Origin of the sequence: Pseudomonas sp. EA_65y_Pfl2_P74 (assembly GCF_963970575.1) — a bacterium.
Lineage (GTDB): Bacteria > Pseudomonadota > Gammaproteobacteria > Pseudomonadales > Pseudomonadaceae > Aquipseudomonas > Aquipseudomonas baetica_A.
Genome location: NZ_CAXAOQ010000017.1, coordinates 63,381 through 80,433, shown reverse-complemented (window position 1 = coordinate 80,433; position 17,053 = coordinate 63,381). Strand labels below are relative to the sequence as shown.

Here is a 17,053-nt window from a genome sequence, read left to right as displayed (position 1 = left end):
CCTGGCCTAAAGGAGCCCCCATGTACTGGACCGAGTTCTTGACCGTTGCACTGATCCACTTGCTGGCCGTCGCCAGCCCCGGCCCGGACTTTGCCGTGGTGGTGCGCGAGAGCGTGACCCACGGTCGCCGCGCCGGCACATGGACGGCGCTGGGTGTGGGCACGGCGATTTTTCTGCACGTTGGCTATTCGTTGCTCGGCATCGGCCTGATCGTGTCGCAGTCGATCGTGTTGTTCAACGCGTTGAAATGGGCGGCGGCGGCTTATTTGCTGTACATCGGCTTCAAGGCCCTGCGCGCGCAACCGGCGAAAACCGTCAGCGATGATCTGCACAAAGAAGCCGGTGAGCGCACCGCACGCGGCGCGTTCACTTCAGGCTTTGTGACTAACGGCCTGAACCCGAAAGCCACGCTGTTTTTCCTGTCACTGTTCACTGTGGTGATCAACCCGCATACGCCGCTGTCGGTGCAGGCCGGTTACGGGGTTTACCTGGCCGTCGCGACCGCCACCTGGTTCTGCCTTGTCGCGATGCTGTTCAGCCAACAGCGCGTGCGCGCCGGTTTCGCCCGCATGGGCCACTGGTTCGACCGCACCATGGGCGCGGTGCTGATCGCTATCGGCGTGAAGCTGGCGTTCACCGAGATGCACTAGGCGATGGATAACCGGCAAATGCTGGCGCAAAGCTAGCATTTGTACGGCTGTGCAAATCATTCCTTTGGCTGATTTGGCTGGCGTATAAGGGTTTTAGAGTACAAATCTCTACGCCAACACCGTGCAGTCAGAAAAGGGATTCTTATGTTGCAGACTCGCGTCATTCCCCCGGCCGATGGGGCCTACCAGTATCCATTGCTGATCAAGCGGCTGCTGATGTCCGGCGCCCGTTACGAGAAAACCCGCGAGATCGTCTACCGAGACCAGTTGCGCTACAGCTATCCGACCCTGATCGAGCGTGTGGCGCGGCTGGCCAATGTGCTGACGGCGGCGGGCGTCAAGGCCGGTGACACCGTGGCGGTGATGGACTGGGACAGCCATCGTTATCTGGAATGCATGTTTGCCGTGCCGATGATCGGCGCGGTGATCCACACGATCAACGTGCGTCTGTCGCCTGAACAGATCCTCTACACCATGAACCACGCCGAGGACCGCTTTGTGCTGGTCAACAGCGAGTTTGCAGGTCTCTATCAGGCCATCGCGCCGCAACTGACCACCGTCGAGAAAACCCTGCTGCTCACCGACCTGCCGGAAAAAACCGCCGAGTTGCCGAATCTGGTTGGCGAGTACGAACAACTGCTGGCCGCCGCGAGCCCGCAGTACGACTTCCAGGATTTCGACGAAAATTCGGTTGCCACCACGTTCTACACGACCGGCACCACCGGCAACCCGAAAGGCGTGTATTTCACCCATCGGCAACTGGTGCTGCACACCATGGGCGTGTCGACGATCATGGGCTGCATCGACAGCGTGCGCCTGCTCGGCACCAGCGACGTGTACATGCCGATCACCCCGATGTTCCACGTACACGCCTGGGGCCTGCCGTATGTGGCGACCATGCTCGGGCTCAAACAGGTTTACCCGGGGCGTTACGATCCGGAGTTTCTGGTGGAGTTGTGGCGCAAGGAGAAGGTCACGTTCTCCCACTGCGTGCCGACGATCCTGCAAATGTTGCTCAATGCCAAGGGCGCGCAAGGCACCGATTTCGGTGGCTGGAAAATCGTCATTGGCGGCAGCGCACTCAATCGCACCTTGTATGAAAACGCCAAGGAGCGCGGCATTCAGCTCACGGCGGCGTACGGCATGTCGGAAACCGGGCCGCTGGTTTCCTGCGCACATCTCAATGATGAGCTGATGGCCGGCACCGAGGATGAGCGCACCACGTATCGGATCAAGGCCGGTGTCCCTGGACCGCTGGTGGAAGCCGCGATCATCGACGCCGAGGGCAATTTCCTCCCGGCCGACGGTGAGACTCAAGGCGAACTGGTATTGCGCGCGCCATGGCTGACCGAAGGCTATTTCAACGAGCCGCAGAAGGGCGCTGAGCTCTGGGCCGGCGGCTGGCTGCACACCGGTGACGTGGCGACGCTCGACAGCATGGGCGTGATCGACATCCGTGACCGCATCAAGGACGTGATCAAGACCGGTGGCGAATGGATTTCCTCGCTGGACCTCGAAGACCTGATCAGCCGCCATGTCGCGGTACGCGAAGTAGCAGTGGTGGGCATCGCTGATCCGCAGTGGGGGGAGCGTCCGTTTGCCCTGCTGGTGATCCGTGAAGGGCACGAGATCGGGGCGCGTGAGCTCAAGGAACACCTCAAGCCGTTTGTGGAATTGGGGCACCTGAGCAAGTGGGCGATTCCGAGCCAGATTGCCCTTGTTACCGAAATTCCCAAGACCAGCGTTGGCAAGCTCGACAAGAAGCGCATCCGCCTCGACATCACCCAATGGCAGGCCAACAACAGTACCTTCCTTTCGACACTTTGAGTGTCCGCCGGCGCGCCGAAAACGGCGCGCCAGGCCCCCCAAGCAAGCGCTTGGCTTGTGAAATCGAAAAAATCAGCCATCCTTGCCGTGCCGACATGTGTCGGACTGGCAAAAGGACTGTTCCAGAGTGGCCGGCAGCTGCAAATCACACTTTAGAGGGATCAAGCTCTACAACCTGCTGGCTATAGTCCACTCAAGGATTTTTAAGAACGGGGCACACGCACAAAACGGGGCGATGCATCTTTGGAGTGATTTCGGTCAGCCTTTGGCAGCCGGTCCTTCAGGCGTTTTTAAAAGTACTCACTGCCATAACAATAATGCACATGGAGTAGCGTCGATGACCTCAGTAAACCAGTTCTGGCGCCGGGCGAAACTGCCTCTGGCGGTCAGTCTTGCCTCTTCGCTCGCCGGGCCCGCATTCGGCGTCAGTTTCAACGTCGGTGAAATCGAAGGCCAGTTCGATTCGTCCCTGTCGATCGGTGCCAGTTGGTCTACTCAGCAGCCGAACAAGAACCTCATCGGCGTCAACAACGGCGGTCACGGCCTGTCCCAGACATCTGACGACGGTCACGCCAACTTCAAGAGCGGTGAGACGTTCTCGAAGATCTTCAAGGGTATCCATGACCTCGAACTGAAATACGGCGACACCGGTGTGTTCGTTCGTGGCAAATACTGGTACGACTTCGAACTCAAGGATGAAAGCCGCCAGTTCAAGGACATCAGCGACAACAACCGCAAGGAGGGCGCCAAATCCTCGGGCGGGCAGATTCTCGATGCCTTCGTCTACCACAACTACTCCATCGCCGATGAGCCAGGCTCCGTGCGTCTGGGCAAGCAGGTCGTAAGCTGGGGTGAAAGTACCTTCATCGGCGGCGGTATCAACTCGATCAACCCGATCGACGTGTCTGCATTCCGTCGTCCGGGCGCCGAGATCAAGGAAGGCCTGATCCCGGTCAACATGTTCTACGTGTCCCAGAGCCTGACCGAAAACCTGTCGGCCGAAGCCTTCTATCAGTTGGAATGGGACCAGACCGTCGTCGACAACTGCGGCACCTTCTTCGCTCAGCCGGACATCATTGCCGACGGTTGCACCGACAACCTGCGGGTTTTGAACAAGCGCTCGCAGATACCGGGCATTGCCTTGGGGCCTTTGGCGGCCAACGGGGTCAATGTCAACGAAGAGGGGGTTCTGGTGCGCCGTGGCGCCGACCGCGATGCCCGTGACAGCGGTCAGTGGGGCGCGTCGTTCCGCTACATGTACGAGCCGCTGGACACCGAATTCGGTGCCTATTTCATGAACTACCACAGCCGTGCACCGATCTTCAGCGCCACGGGCGCGCCACAATCGGTCTATAACGGCGTGGCGGCACTACCCGCGGCATTTCGTGCACTGGGGCCGCTGCTGGTCGCGGGTAACTCGAAGTACTTTGTCGAATACCCTGAAGACATCCGTCTCTACGGCTTGAGTTTCTCCACCACCCTGCCTACCGGTACGGCGTGGAGCGGTGAAATCAGCTACCGGCCGAACGCGCCGGTACAACTGAACTCCACCGATATCCTGTTCGCCGGTGTCCGTCCGCTGGGCGGCCCGTACAGCAATGCGTCGCTGCTAAACGGTGTACCGGGCCAGGATCTGCATGGTTACGAGCGCAAGGAAATCACCCAACTGCAAACCACGTTCACGCACTTCTTCGATCAGGTGATGGGCGCCAGCCGTCTGACCCTGGTGGGTGAGGTGGGCATGACTTACGTGGGCGGTCTGGAAAGCAAGTCCGACAAGCGTTATGGCCGTGACCCGGTCTACGGCCCGGGCGAACTGCCAGCCACCGGTGGCGTCGACACCTGCGCCAACATTCTCAACAACGGCACCATCAACGGTGCGGGGCCAGGTTCGCCGCAGAACAACCGCAGCCGTAATTGCACCAACGAAGGTTTCACCACTGCCGCGTCCTGGGGCTACCGCGGTCGCGCCATCTGGGAATACAACGATGTATTCGCTGGCGTGAACCTCAAGCCGAACGTGGCTTGGTCTCATGACGTCAGCGGCTACTCGCCAGGCCCTGGCGGTAACTTCGAGGAAGGTCGCAAAGCCGTCAGCCTGGGCGTCGATGCCGAGTACCAGAACACCTACACCGCGAGCCTGGCGTACACCAACTTCTTCGACGGCAAGTACACCACGGTGGATGACCGCGATTTCGTAGCGCTCAGCTTCGGCGTGAACTTCTAAGCACTGCATTTCAGGACGAACGAATTTATGAAAATAACAAAGAGTCTGTTCCATGCCAGCGTTCTGGGCCTGTCGCTGCTGGCGACCGGTGTCATGGCCGCGGTGCCTGCTGCCGAAGCCGACAAACTGGGCAAGAGCCTGACCCCGATGGGCGCCGAAATGGCCGGTAATGCCGACGGTTCGATTCCTGCCTGGAAACCGATGCCCAAGAATGCGGGCACCGTCGACAGCAAGGGGTTCCTGTCTGACCCGTATGCAAGTGAGAAACCGCTGTTCACCATCACTGCGCAGAACGTGGATCAATACAAGGACAAGCTCGCCCCGGGCCAGTACGCGATGTTCAAGCGCTACCCGGATAGCTTCAAGATGCCGGTTTACCCGTCCCATCGCGGTGCTACCGTGCCGGATGACGTGTTTGCCGCGATCAAGAAAAACGCCACCAATACCAATCTGGTGTCCGGCGGCAACGGGCTGGAGAACTTCGAAACGGCCGTACCGTTCCCGATCCCGAAAAGCGGTGTGGAAGTCATCTGGAACCACATCACCCGCTATCGCGGCGGCAGCGTGACCCGTCTGGTGACCCAGGCGACGCCGCAACCGAACGGCTCGTTCAGCCTGGTGTACTTCCAGGACCAGTTCGTGTTTCGCGACAAGATGAAGGACTACGATCCGAAGAACCCGGGCAACATCCTCTTCTACTTCAAGCAGAAAGTGACCGCGCCGGCGCGTCTGGCCGGTGGTGTGCTGCTGGTGCACGAAACCCTCGACCAAGTGAAAGAGCCACGTTCGGCGTGGGTCTACAACGCCGGTCAGCGTCGTGTGCGTCGCGCGCCACAAGTGTCCTATGACGGTCCGGGTACTGCGGCGGATGGTCTGCGTACCTCCGACAACCTCGATATGTACAACGGTGCGCCGGATCGCTACGACTGGAAACTCGAAGGCAAGAAAGAGATGTACATCGCCTCCGACAGCTACAAGCTCGACGATCCGAAACTGAAATACACCGACATCATCAAGGCTGGCCACATCAACCAGGATCTGGCGCGTTACGAGTTGCGTCGCGTCTGGCACGTAGTGGCGACCCTCAAGGAAGGTCAGCGCCACATCTACGCCAAGCGTGACTTCTACATCGATGAAGACACCTGGCAAGCAGCCGTCATCGACCACTACGACGGTCGTGGACAACTGTGGCGCGTAGCCGAGGCGCATGCCGAGAACTACTACGACAAGCAAGTGCCGTGGTACGCGCTGGAAACGCTCTACGACCTGCAATCCGGCCGCTATCTGGCGCTGGGCATGAAGAACGAAGAGAAGCAGGCCTATGACTTCGGCTTCACCGCCACCACCAGCGACTTCACCCCTGCCGCTTTGCGCCAGGAGGGTGTTCGCTAAACCGTTGTAAAGCGAGGCCGCATCCTCGTGAAAACGCCCCGACCGGTTCGGGGCGTTTTTTTGTCTGTAGCTTTTTTGTAGCCATTTGTAGCAGCAACCTTCATAACCGGTTCGTTTAAGGCTAGTCTGCGGACATCTGCAACGCCGCCAACTGCAATTCGAACAAGAGCCGGCCATGACTGATCTGTCCCCACTTCCGGGTCCCGCAAGCGTTGCTGTCGCGGCACTGGCCGGGCGTTTTTTTCGCCCGCCGCTGCCTGATGGCTATGTGTTGCGACCACGCCTTTGCGAGCGCCTGCAAGCGGGGCTCGGTGGACGGCTGTTGCTGGTCAGCGCTCCCGCCGGGTTCGGCAAAAGCTCGTTGGCGGTGGAGTTCTGCCAGAGCCTGCCTGCGCACTGGCAAAGCCTGTGGCTGGGTTTGAGCCCTCGCGACAGTGACCCTGGGCGGTTTCTCGAGCGCCTGCTCGAAGGCTTGCAGGATTATTTTCCGCAATTGGGCAGTCGCGCACTCGGCCTGCTGAAAATGCGTCAACGCCATCAGCCCTTCGCCTTCGAAGAGTGGCTCGACGGTCTGCTCGATGAGCTGGCATTGCACCTCGATCCGCTGAGCCCATTGCTGTTGGTGCTCGACGATTACCATCTCGCCCAAGGTCCGGTCCTGGACCGTTGCCTGCAGTTTTTCCTCAATCACTTGCCCGACGGCTTGCTGGTGATGGTCACCAGTCGGCAGCGCCCGGACTGGCATCTGGCGCGCTTGCGCCTGTCCCGGCAATTGCTTGAACTGCATGAGCAGGATCTGCGCCTGACCCACGACGAAGCCCTGACGTTACTTGATCGCCACAGCACTTCACTGCGCGGCGAAGCCTTGGAGAATCTGATCCTGCGCAGTGAAGGCTGGGTGGCGGGATTGCGTTTCTGGCTACTGGCGGTGTCCGAAGCCGGTGGCGATGCCGCTTTGCCTCAGGCACTGAACGGCGGGGAAGGGCTGATCCGCGACTATCTGCTTGAAGAAGTCATCGATTGTCTGCCCACCGAAGTGCAGGCGTTTCTCTACGACACTGCCCCGCAGGAACGCTTTTGCAGCGAACTCTGCGATGCGGTGCGTGAAGCCCATGACAGTGCCGAGATCCTGCGTTTCCTGCTGGCGCATCAGGTGTTTCTGGTACCGCTGGACGAACACGGGCACTGGTATCGCTATCATCATCTGTTTTCCGATTTGTTGCGCAGCCGGCCGATTGCCCAGGCGATGGTGCCGACCGCCACGCTGCACCTGCGTGCCTGTCGCTGGTTCAATGCCCAGGGCCTGCTCGACGAAGCGGTGGAACAGGCCTTGCGCGCCGGTCACCTCGATGTGGCGGCGAATCTGGTACAGAACCTTTCAGAAGAACAACTGCTGGCCGAGCAAAACGTCGGCATGCTGCTGCGCTGGAAAATGGACTTGCCTGATAGCCTGCTGATCAGCACGCCGCGCTTGATCGTCCTTTATAGCTGGGCGCTTGGGCTGGCCTGTCAGCTCGACGCGGCCGAAGAGTTGTCCAGCCACTTGAGTCGTTTCCTGCCGGCCCCGTCCGCCACGGCGCAAAAGTCGATGCTGGCGCAATGGCTGGCGCTGAGCGGAATCATTGCCCGTGGCCGCGGCCATCGAGAGTTAACCCTCAGGTATTGCACCGAAGCGCTGGAGAGCCTGCCGGCCAAGCGTTATGGCCAACGGCTGATGTGTTTGTCGACCTTGTCCAATCTGGCAATCGCTGACGGCGACCTGTGGCGTGCCCGTGGCCTGAACCGCGAATCCCTTGAGCTGGCGCAACGCGTCGGCAATCCCCTCTTCGAAGCCTTGGCGCATTACGACCGCGCCCGCGTGTTGCAGGCGCGCGGCGAAATCCTGCGGGCACTGGATGAAGTGCATCAGGGCCTGGAACGCCTGCGTGGCCTGTCACCGCAACGCTTGTACGCGGTGCGCGCACGGCTGACGCTGTACGAAGGTTTTCTGCTGGCGATGCGCTTGCAGCCACAGGCCGCGCGCGCGCGGTTACTGGCTGGTATTGGCGAGGCGCGCGCCTGTCGTGATATCAGCGTGTTGATCGGTCACTGCGTGATCGCACGCCTGGACGGCGCGAGCGGCGAATTCGCCAAAGCCTTCGCCGAACTCGCCGAAGCCGAACGCCTGATGCACATCTGGGACGTGCCGCCCATCTACTATCTGGCGATGATCACGCTGGTCAAATGTGAACTCTGGCTGGCGCAGGGGCGTACTGATCTGGCTGAAGCCTGGCTGGCGCGACTGGGCCAGACGTACACGGGCGAACGCGCCGCGGCTCCGCCGGAATTTCATCCACAGTTGCCGTTGCATGTTGAGTTGCAACAGGCGCTGCTCGATGTGATTCAAGGCCAGCCGATGCTCGCCGAAGGGCGCTTGAACGTGCTGCATGAAAATGGTCAGCAAACCGGTCGTCAGTTGCTCAGCGTGATGGTGTTGACCCAAAAGGTTGCGTTGCTGCTGGCGGGTGGGCGAGAGCCGGAAGCGCGCAAGGCATTGAATCAGGCGCTGGAAGCGGCGGCGGGGGGCGTGCTGCAGCCGTTCGATAGCTTGGTGAAGGAACACGCGGACTGGCTACGAGGGCATTTGCAGGCCTCTGCGACCTTGCCTGGGCAGCAATTGCTGGAGCATTTTCCGCCTGTAGCGGCTCGTCCAGTCGCCGAGTCCGGCGTTGCGGAACAACTCAGTAGCAGGGAGCTCGCCGTTTTACGCCTGATTGCCCAAGGCTGTTCGAACCAGCAAATCAGCGAGCAATTGTTCATCTCGCTACATACAGTGAAAACCCACGCCAGCCATATCAACAGCAAGCTGGGCGTTGAGCGGCGTACGCAGGCGGTGGCGCGGGCGAAGGAGTTGGGGTTAATGATTTAACGACGGTAAAATCCCGGAACAAACGGTTTCGACCGCTGATGAAAATTTTCCAGGATATCCCCCATGACGGTTTCAACCGCAGTGCTCATCCGCGAAACCTTCCCCGTCGGTCCGCTCCAGTGCAATTGCACCATCATCGGCGACCCAATCACCAAAAAAGCCATCGTCGTCGACCCCGGCGGCAATCCTGACCTGATCATGGCGCGCCTCGATGCCCACGGTCTGAAGGTGGTCAGCATCATCCACACCCACGCCCATCTCGATCACTTCCTCGCCTCTGGCCAGATGAAGGAGAAAACCGGCGCAACCCTGCACCTGCACAAGGAAGACCAGTTCCTGTGGGACAACCTGGAGATGCAATGCCAGATCTTCGGCGTGCCTTACACCCCGGTACCCTCACCGGATCGCTGGCTGAGTGACGATGAAGAACTCGCCTGCGGCTGCGGCGTGGCGTTGCACACGCCGGGTCATACACCCGGCTCCATGAGCTTTTGGTTTTCCGAGGCTAAGCTGTTAATTGCCGGTGACACGTTGTTTCGTCGCGGCGTAGGGCGCACGGATTTGTGGGGCGGCGATCAGGCGACCATCGTGCGATCGATCAAGCAGCGGCTTTACACACTGGATGAAGACGCGACGGTCGTTACCGGGCATGGTCCGGATACGCGTCTGGGTGATGAAATGCGTGAAAATCCTTTCGTGCGGGCGTAAATAATTTGTAATGGGTGTGCGGCGGAATTTTTACGCATAGTCATGATCAAACGCCCGCAGAGGTTTATTGCCAAACGGCCGCTGCACCATAGAATGCAGAAACGTAGGAGCTCTTCATGTTCACCAAGCGTCGTTTGATTATTGTCGCCACGGCCGTGGCCTTGCTGTCCGGCTGTGCTTCGCCTAACCCCTATGACAATCAGGGCCAGGCCGACGGTGGCTCCCAAGGCATGAGCAAAACCGCCAAGTATGGTGGTCTCGGGGCACTTGCCGGTGCATTGGCCGGTGCGGCCATCGACCACAACAACCGTGGCAAGGGCGCCTTGATCGGTGCAGCGGTAGTGGGGGCTTCGGCGGCCGGTTACGGTTACTACGCTGACAAGCAGGAAGCGAAACTACGCGCCAGCATGGCCAACACTGGCGTTGAGGTGCAGCGTCAGGGCGATCAGATCAAGCTGATCATGCCGGGCAACATCACGTTCGCCACCGATTCGGCGAACATCGCGTCCAGCTTCTACCAACCGCTGAACAATCTGGCCAACTCGCTGAAAGAGTTCAACCAGAACCAGATCGAAATCGTCGGCTACACCGACAGCACCGGCAGCCGCCAGCACAACATGGACCTGTCCCAGCGTCGTGCGCAGAGCGTGGCGACCTATCTGACCTCGCAAGGTGTCAGCGGTGCCAACCTGTCGGCCCGTGGCGCCGGTCCGGATAACCCGATTGCCAGCAACGGTGACGTCAATGGCCGGGCGCAGAACCGTCGGGTTGAAGTCAACCTGAAAGCGATTCCGGGGCAGCAGTATGGTGGTCAGCAGCAGGGCACGGTTCAGCAATATCCGTAACTCATCGCTTGAGTGAAAAAATGCCCGGTCCTGGTGATCGGGCATTTTTTGTGTGGTCTGTGCCGGCCTCTTCGCGGGCAAGCCCGCAAAGAGGCCGGTGTTGTCACCGCAAAATCAGCAGATACAAAAAAGCCCTCGGACAACAGCATTGTCCGGGGGCTTTTTGTTGGGCGCGAAACCCAATTACTTCTTCAGGCCATATTGCTCATCGAGCATGCCCGGCGAGTTTGGGGTCTTCGGTGCGTAGTCGCGTGGAGGCTCCTGATCGCGCGGTGGCGTCAGGCGTTCGCGCGGTGCCTGCGTCGCATCGGCGTGCAGGGCGGCGATCAGGCGTTGGCGGGTCTGCTCGTCCAGGGCCAGACGGTTGGCACCCTCGGCGAGATGATCCTGCACTTCCTGATAGCTCTGGGTCAGCTTCTTGACCAGCATCGCAGTGCTGTTGAAGTGGGTGACCACTTCGTTTTGATAACTGTCGAAACGCTCCTGGATATCATCCAGTTGACGCTGCGTACGGCTCGGCGCGGCGTTCGGCGCAACGCGCGCGATCAGGAATCCAATGGCGACACCCACAACCAGGGCAAGAGTCGGTAACAACCAAACTAAGAGCGAGTGTTCCACGAGTCCTTCCTCTATAAACGGCTTTGCTTTACGTTAACGGCTCGAACCTGCGCTGTATACCGCGATTCACTCGCAATAGATTGGCACAGACAATTTGCTAGACGAGTCGACCCGACTCGAGGTCACGGAGTTCCTTCCTTGCTGATGCGTGAAACCCCCGTAGTGATTGATGGCCCAATCGGCCAACTTGAGTCTCTGTATCTGGATAACGAGCAGCCGCGCGGTATCGCGCTGATCTGCCATCCTAACCCGGTGCAGGGCGGCACCATGCTCAACAAGGTCGTCTCGACCCTGCAGCGCACCGCGCGCGACGCCGGGCTGATCACCTTGCGTTTCAACTATCGCGGCGTCGGCGCCAGCGAAGGTTCCCACGACATGGGCACTGGCGAAGTCGATGATGCCCAGGCTGCGGCGGCATGGCTACGGGAAAAACACCCGGATCTGCCGTTGACCCTGTTCGGTTTCTCCTTTGGTGGATTTGTTGCAGCAAGTCTCGGCGGGCGTCTTGAAGCGCAGGGCGTGCCGCTCAAGCACCTGTTCATGGTCGCGCCGGCGGTGATGCGTCTGGGTGATCAGGATCAACTGCCACAGCACGGCGAGCTGACGGTGATCCAGCCGGAAACCGACGAAGTGATCGATCCGCAACTGGTCTACGACTGGTCCGACAAACTCCAGCGCCCCCATGAGCTGCTGAAAGTGGCAGAATGCGGACACTTTTTTCATGGCAAGTTGACCGATCTCAAGGATCTGATCCTGCCGCGTCTCTCGAATTGATTGCAGTCTGACAAGCGATTACCCATGACGAACCGTACCCGTATCCTCACCGGCATCACCACCACCGGCACGCCGCACCTGGGCAACTACGCCGGCGCCATCCGCCCGGCGATCCTTGCCAGTCGCGACAGCAATGCCGATTCGTTCTACTTTCTGGCCGACTACCACGCCCTGATCAAATGCGATGACCCGCTGCGCATCCAGCGCTCGCGTCTGGAAATCGCCGCGACCTGGCTGGCCGGTGGCCTCGATGTCGACCGCGTGACCTTCTACCGCCAGTCCGACATCCCGGAAATCCCCGAGCTGACCTGGCTGCTGACCTGCGTTGCCGCCAAGGGCCTGCTTAACCGCGCCCATGCCTACAAGGCTTCGGTGGACAAGAACGTTGAAACCGGTGAAGACCCGGATGCCGGTATCACCATGGGCCTCTACAGCTATCCGGTGCTGATGGCGGCGGACATCCTGATGTTCAACGCGCACAAGGTGCCGGTCGGTCGCGACCAGATCCAGCATGTGGAAATGGCGCGCGACATCGGCCAGCGCTTCAACCATTTGTTTGGTCAGGGCAAAGAGTTTTTCACCATGCCCGAAGCGCTGATTGAGGAAAGCGTGGCGACGTTGCCGGGCCTCGACGGGCGCAAGATGTCGAAGAGCTACGACAACACCATCCCGTTGTTCTCCAGCGCCAAAGAGATGAAGGACGCGATCTCGCGGATCGTCACCGACTCCCGCGCGCCGGGCGAAGCCAAAGATCCGGACAACTCGCACCTGTTCACCCTGTTCCAGGCCTTCGCCACGCCGGCGCAATCCGACGAATTCCGCAGCGAACTGTTGGGCGGCCTGGGTTGGGGCGAGGCGAAGAACCGTCTGTTCCAGTTGCTCGACAACGAACTGGGCGAGGCTCGCGACAAGTATCACCAGTTGATCGAGCGTCCAGCAGATCTGGAAGACATCCTGCAGATCGGCGCGAAAAAGGCCCGTGCCGTGGCCACGCCGTTCCTCAACGAACTGCGTGAGGCCGTCGGCCTGCGTTCTTTCGTCAATCAGGTTCAAGTCGCAGCGACCACCAAGAAGAAAGTGGCGAAAGCCGCACGATTCGTCAGCTTCCGTGAAGACGACGGCAGCTTCCGTTTCCGTCTGCTGGCCGCCGATGGTGAGCAACTGCTGCTGTCGCGCAACTTCGCCGACGGCAAAACCGCAGGCCAGGTGACCAAGCAACTGCAATCCGGCCAGCCTTTGGACGTGCGCAGCGAAGACCAGAGCTTCAGCGTGTGGCTGGAAGGCGAGTGCGTTGGCGACAGTCCGGCATTCGCTGACAGTGCAGCGCGGGATGCGGCCATCGAGGCCCTGCGCATCGCTCTGACACCGGTTCAGGAATAATCAGCGGCGCGGCCCGACCAAGGGCTGATTGCCATTCTCAAGGGCCGTCGCTACAGTGACGGCCCGTTTTTGTTGCCTTGCTAACGAATTATGACGCCCCTAGAACGATACCAAGCTGATCTGAAACGCCCGGACTTCTTCCATGACGCCGCGCAGGAAACTGCTGTGCGTCATTTGCAACGCCTGTACGAGGACCTGATCGCCGCCGATCAGAACAAACCGGGGCTGCTGAGCAAACTGTTTGGCAAAAAGGATCAGGCGCCGGTCAAGGGTCTCTACTTCTGGGGCGGCGTGGGCCGCGGCAAGACTTACCTGGTCGACACCTTCTTCGAAGCGCTGCCGTTCAAGGAAAAGACCCGCACTCACTTCCACCGTTTCATGAAGCGTGTGCATGAAGAGATGAAGACCCTCGGCGGTGAGAAAAACCCGCTGACCCTCATCGCCAAGCGTTTTTCGACTGAATCGCGGGTCATCTGCTTCGATGAGTTCTTTGTCTCCGATATCACTGACGCCATGATCCTCGGCACGCTGATGGAAGAGCTGTTCAAGAATGGTGTGACCCTGGTCGCGACTTCAAACATCGTCCCGGACGGTCTGTATAAAGACGGTCTGCAACGTGCGCGCTTCTTGCCAGCCATCGCGCTGATCAAGCAGAACACCGAGATCGTCAACGTCGACAGCGGCGTCGACTACCGTCTGCGTCACCTCGAACAAGCGGAGCTGTTCCACTATCCGCTCGACGAAGCCGCTCACGAAAGCCTGCGCAAAAGCTTCAAGGCACTGACGCCGGAATGCACCGCTGCGGTCGAGAACGATGTGTTGATCATCGAAAATCGTGAAATTCGCGCGTTGCGTACCTGTGACGACGTGGCCTGGTTCGACTTCCGTGAACTGTGCGACGGCCCGCGCAGTCAGAACGATTACATCGAACTGGGCAAGATCTTCCATGCCGTGCTGCTCAGCGGTGTCGAGCAGATGAGCGTCACCACCGATGACATCGCTCGACGTTTCATCAACATGGTCGACGAGTTCTACGACCGCAACGTGAAGCTGATCATTTCTGCCGAAGTCGAGTTGAAAGATCTGTACACCGGCGGACGTCTGAACTTCGAGTTCCAGCGCACGCTGAGCCGTTTGCTGGAGATGCAATCCCACGAATTCCTGGCTCGGGCGCACAAGCCTTGAACCGATTCGGCAAATAAAAAAGGGCCTGCGAATGCAGGCCCTTTTTTATGTCTTGAAGATTCCTCGGATTCACCGCAATCCCCCTGTGGGAGCTGGCTTGCTCGCGAAAGCGGTATGTCATTCAACATCGATGTCGGCAGATGCGCCGCCTTCGCGAACAAGCCCGCTACCACAGGGGATCTCTGTATGCTTCGGGGGTTAGGCAGCCTGCTGAAATTGCTGCCGATACTGGTTTGGCGACAGTTCGGTGTGCTGGCGGAACAGTCGCGCAAAGAAGCTCGCATCGTCATAGCCGACTTCATAACTGATGGTCTTGATGCTCTTGCGGCTGCCCGACAGCAACCCCTTGGCCGTTTCGATGCGCAGCCGTTGCAGGTAATGCAGCGGTTTGTCACCGGTGGCGGTCTGGAAGCGGCGCATGAAGTTGCGGATGCTCATGCCGTGTTCGCGGGCCACGTCTTCGAAGCGGAATTTGTCGGCGAAGTGTTCTTCGAGCCAGTGCTGAATCTGCAGAATGATCACGTCCTGATGCAGCTTCTGCCCGCCGAAACCGATGCGCCCTGGCGAATAGTTACGCTGCACCTCGTAAAGAATATCGCGGGCCACAGCCTGCGCCACGTTGGCGCCGCAGAAGCGCTCGATCAGATAGATGTAGAGATCGCAGGCCGACGTGGTGCCGCCGGCGCAATAGAGATTGTCGGCATCAGTCAGGTGCTTGTCCTGATTGAGGTGAACCTGCGGGAAGCGTTCGGCGAAGGCGTTGAAGAAGCGCCAGTAAGTGGTTGCTTCCTTGCCATTGAGCAGCCCCGCCTCGGCCAGCCAGAACACGCCTGTGGCCTCGGCGCATAGCACGGCGCCGCGAGCGTGTTGTTCGCGCAACCAAGGCAGGATTTGCGGGTAACGGCTGCACAGCGTATCGAAATCGTCCCAGAACGCCGGGAGGATGATGATATCGGTGTTTTCGAGACCGCCATCCACCGGCATGACTACATTGCTAAAGCTTTTCACCGGTTGGCCATCAGGGCTGACCAGGCGTGTTTCAAACGCCGGTGTCAGGCCGTGGCCCAATTGTTTGCCGTAGCGCAGGCTGGCCACATGGAAAAAATCCTTGGCTTGCATGAGGGTGAAGGCGAAAACCTGGTCGATCGCCAGGATGCTGACGCGCCGTAAGGGCGTGGAGACTTGCTTAGACATAATTCAACTTTTGTTTTGTTTTTATAAGGGAAAGTGGTCACCAGACGGCTGGATCGTCTTATTTTTTGTCGGATGTGTCCAGTGTCCTGTGTCGGAGGGGAGGCTTAGTCTCTGAAGGGTGTATCCCTCCAATAACAAAGAAAGGTGCCGCATGATTCCCAGAACCTTGTTCAGTTCCGAGCACGAATTGTTCCGCGACAGCGTACGAACATTCCTCGAAAAAGAGGCGGTGCCGTTTCATGCGCAGTGGGAGAAACAGGGCTATATCGACCGCAAACTATGGAACAAGGCAGGGGAGGCGGGGATGCTCTGCTCGCACCTGCCGGAAGAATACGGCGGCCTGGGAGCGGACTTTCTTTACAGCACCGTGGTGATCGAAGAGGTCGGTAGGCTGGGCCTGACCGGGATCGGTTTCTCGCTGCATTCGGACATCGTCGCGCCGTACATCCTGCATTACGGCAGCGAAGCGCTGAAGCACAAGTACCTGCCGAAACTGGTGTCGGGTGAGATGGTTACGGCTATCGCCATGACCGAGCCTGGCGCCGGTTCCGACCTGCAAGGGGTCAAGACTACGGCCGTGCTCGACGGTGACGAGTATGTGATCAACGGCTCCAAGACCTTCATCACCAATGGTTTTCTCGCCGATCTGGTCATCGTCGTCGCCAAGACCGATCCGAAAGCCGGCGCCAAAGGCACCAGCCTGTTTCTGGTCGAGGCGAACACGCCAGGTTTCGATAAAGGCAAGCGCCTGGAGAAAGTCGGGATGAAGGCGCAGGACACGTCGGAATTGTTCTTCCAGGACGTACGCGTGCCCAGGGAAAACCTGCTGGGTCAGGCCGGGGCGGGATTTGCCTATCTGATGCAGGAGTTGCCTCAGGAACGTCTGACGGTAGCCATCGGTGGCCTGGCCTCGGCCGAAGCAGCGCTGCAATGGACGCTCGATTACACCCGTGATCGCAAGGCGTTCGGCAAGGCGATTGCCGACTTCCAGAACACTCGATTCAAACTGGCGGAAATGGCCACGCAGATTCAGATCGGACGGGTGTTCGTCGATAAGTGTCTGGAGCTGCATCTGCAAGGCAAACTCGACGTGCCGACGGCAGCGATGGCGAAATACTGGGGCACCGACCTTCAATGCAAGGTGCTCGACGAGTGCGTGCAACTGCATGGCGGCTACGGCTTCATGTGGGAATACCCGGTGGCCCGGGCCTGGGCGGATGCGCGGGTGCAGCGGATTTATGCCGGCACCAACGAAATCATGAAAGAGATCATTGCGCGGTCGCTTTGAGTCTTGCGTTGACTTGACTGGCGTCTTCGGCAAGCCCGCTCCCACAGGTTCGGTGAT

At 59.5% G+C, this 17,053-nt stretch carries 13 protein-coding genes; 11 read left to right on the top strand and 2 right to left on the bottom strand.

All coding sequences use genetic code 11. The annotated features are described in order from the left end of the window. Positions 1-20 precede the first annotated feature (20 nt). The 7 genes from AACY18_RS15525 (at position 21) to AACY18_RS15495 (ending at position 10,557) form a co-directional block, all read left to right on the top strand. A complete protein-coding gene (locus AACY18_RS15525) occupies positions 21-650 on the top strand; it encodes a LysE family translocator (RefSeq protein WP_339432174.1) in 630 nt (209 codons plus the stop codon). Positions 651-794: 144 nt separating this feature from the next. After that, entirely contained in the window at positions 795-2,477 is a 1,683-nt protein-coding gene (locus AACY18_RS15520; protein ID WP_339465309.1) for a fatty acid--CoA ligase, read from the top strand. Between the two features lie 337 nt (positions 2,478-2,814). Continuing rightward, the gene (locus AACY18_RS15515; protein ID WP_339432172.1) at positions 2,815-4,704 is read left to right on the top strand and encodes a DUF1302 domain-containing protein; all 1,890 of its coding nucleotides are present in this window, start codon (positions 2,815-2,817) and stop codon (positions 4,702-4,704) included. Positions 4,705-4,731: 27 nt separating this feature from the next. Continuing rightward, positions 4,732-6,096: a DUF1329 domain-containing protein gene (locus tag AACY18_RS15510; protein WP_339432171.1), complete on the top strand. Its 1,365-nt coding sequence runs from the start codon at positions 4,732-4,734 to the stop codon at positions 6,094-6,096. Between the two features lie 175 nt (positions 6,097-6,271). Further along, complete coding sequence (locus AACY18_RS15505; protein ID WP_339432170.1) at positions 6,272-9,004, top strand: LuxR C-terminal-related transcriptional regulator; 2,733 nt, start codon at positions 6,272-6,274, stop codon at positions 9,002-9,004. Between the two features lie 63 nt (positions 9,005-9,067). Then, on the top strand, positions 9,068-9,712 hold the full coding sequence (locus AACY18_RS15500; RefSeq protein WP_339465308.1) for an MBL fold metallo-hydrolase: 645 nt from the start codon (positions 9,068-9,070) through the stop codon (positions 9,710-9,712). Between the two features lie 116 nt (positions 9,713-9,828). Continuing rightward, positions 9,829-10,557 (top strand): OmpA family protein, encoded by a 729-nt coding sequence (locus tag AACY18_RS15495; RefSeq protein ID WP_339432168.1) that lies wholly within the window; start codon positions 9,829-9,831, stop codon positions 10,555-10,557. Positions 10,558-10,740: 183 nt separating this feature from the next. On the opposite strand, the gene AACY18_RS15490 is transcribed toward AACY18_RS15495, so the two are convergent. Beyond that, entirely contained in the window at positions 10,741-11,175 is a 435-nt protein-coding gene (locus AACY18_RS15490) for a YhcB family protein (protein ID WP_339432167.1), read from the bottom strand. Between the two features lie 144 nt (positions 11,176-11,319). Here AACY18_RS15490 and AACY18_RS15485 point away from each other — a divergent pair, with 144 nt between their 5' ends. The 3 genes from AACY18_RS15485 to zapE all read left to right on the top strand — a co-directional run bounded on the left by AACY18_RS15485 (position 11,320) and on the right by zapE (position 14,514). Continuing rightward, positions 11,320-11,949, top strand: a complete 630-nt coding sequence (locus AACY18_RS15485; RefSeq protein WP_339432217.1) for an alpha/beta hydrolase — start codon at positions 11,320-11,322, stop codon at positions 11,947-11,949. A 24-nt stretch (positions 11,950-11,973) separates the two neighbouring features. Next, the gene (locus tag AACY18_RS15480; protein ID WP_339465307.1) at positions 11,974-13,329 is read left to right on the top strand and encodes a tryptophan--tRNA ligase; all 1,356 of its coding nucleotides are present in this window, start codon (positions 11,974-11,976) and stop codon (positions 13,327-13,329) included. Between the two features lie 90 nt (positions 13,330-13,419). Beyond that, complete coding sequence (zapE, locus tag AACY18_RS15475) at positions 13,420-14,514, top strand: cell division protein ZapE (RefSeq protein WP_339432165.1); 1,095 nt, start codon at positions 13,420-13,422, stop codon at positions 14,512-14,514. A 198-nt stretch (positions 14,515-14,712) separates the two neighbouring features. Here zapE and AACY18_RS15470 read toward each other — a convergent pair whose 3' ends face one another. Further along, complete coding sequence (locus AACY18_RS15470; RefSeq protein WP_221731600.1) at positions 14,713-15,609, bottom strand: GlxA family transcriptional regulator; 897 nt, start codon at positions 15,607-15,609, stop codon at positions 14,713-14,715. 250 nt (positions 15,610-15,859) lie between these two features. On the opposite strand from AACY18_RS15470, the gene AACY18_RS15465 reads away from it, so the two are divergent. Beyond that, a complete protein-coding gene (locus tag AACY18_RS15465; RefSeq protein WP_339432164.1) occupies positions 15,860-16,996 on the top strand; it encodes an acyl-CoA dehydrogenase family protein in 1,137 nt (378 codons plus the stop codon). Positions 16,997-17,053: the final 57 nt, after the last annotated feature.

Coding starts and splice junctions, on each gene's coding strand:
- AACY18_RS15515 (WP_339432172.1), top strand. CDS start 2,815: ATGACCTCAGTAAACCAGTTCTGGCGCCGGGCGAAACTGCCTCTGGCG.
- AACY18_RS15510 (WP_339432171.1), top strand. CDS start 4,732: ATGAAAATAACAAAGAGTCTGTTCCATGCCAGCGTTCTGGGCCTGTCG.
- zapE (WP_339432165.1), top strand. CDS start 13,420: ATGACGCCCCTAGAACGATACCAAGCTGATCTGAAACGCCCGGACTTC.
- AACY18_RS15465 (WP_339432164.1), top strand. CDS start 15,860: ATGATTCCCAGAACCTTGTTCAGTTCCGAGCACGAATTGTTCCGCGAC.
- AACY18_RS15485 (WP_339432217.1), top strand. CDS start 11,320: ATGCGTGAAACCCCCGTAGTGATTGATGGCCCAATCGGCCAACTTGAG.
- AACY18_RS15520 (WP_339465309.1), top strand. CDS start 795: ATGTTGCAGACTCGCGTCATTCCCCCGGCCGATGGGGCCTACCAGTAT.
- AACY18_RS15495 (WP_339432168.1), top strand. CDS start 9,829: ATGTTCACCAAGCGTCGTTTGATTATTGTCGCCACGGCCGTGGCCTTG.
- AACY18_RS15500 (WP_339465308.1), top strand. CDS start 9,068: ATGACGGTTTCAACCGCAGTGCTCATCCGCGAAACCTTCCCCGTCGGT.
- AACY18_RS15525 (WP_339432174.1), top strand. CDS start 21: ATGTACTGGACCGAGTTCTTGACCGTTGCACTGATCCACTTGCTGGCC.
- AACY18_RS15505 (WP_339432170.1), top strand. CDS start 6,272: ATGACTGATCTGTCCCCACTTCCGGGTCCCGCAAGCGTTGCTGTCGCG.
- AACY18_RS15480 (WP_339465307.1), top strand. CDS start 11,974: ATGACGAACCGTACCCGTATCCTCACCGGCATCACCACCACCGGCACG.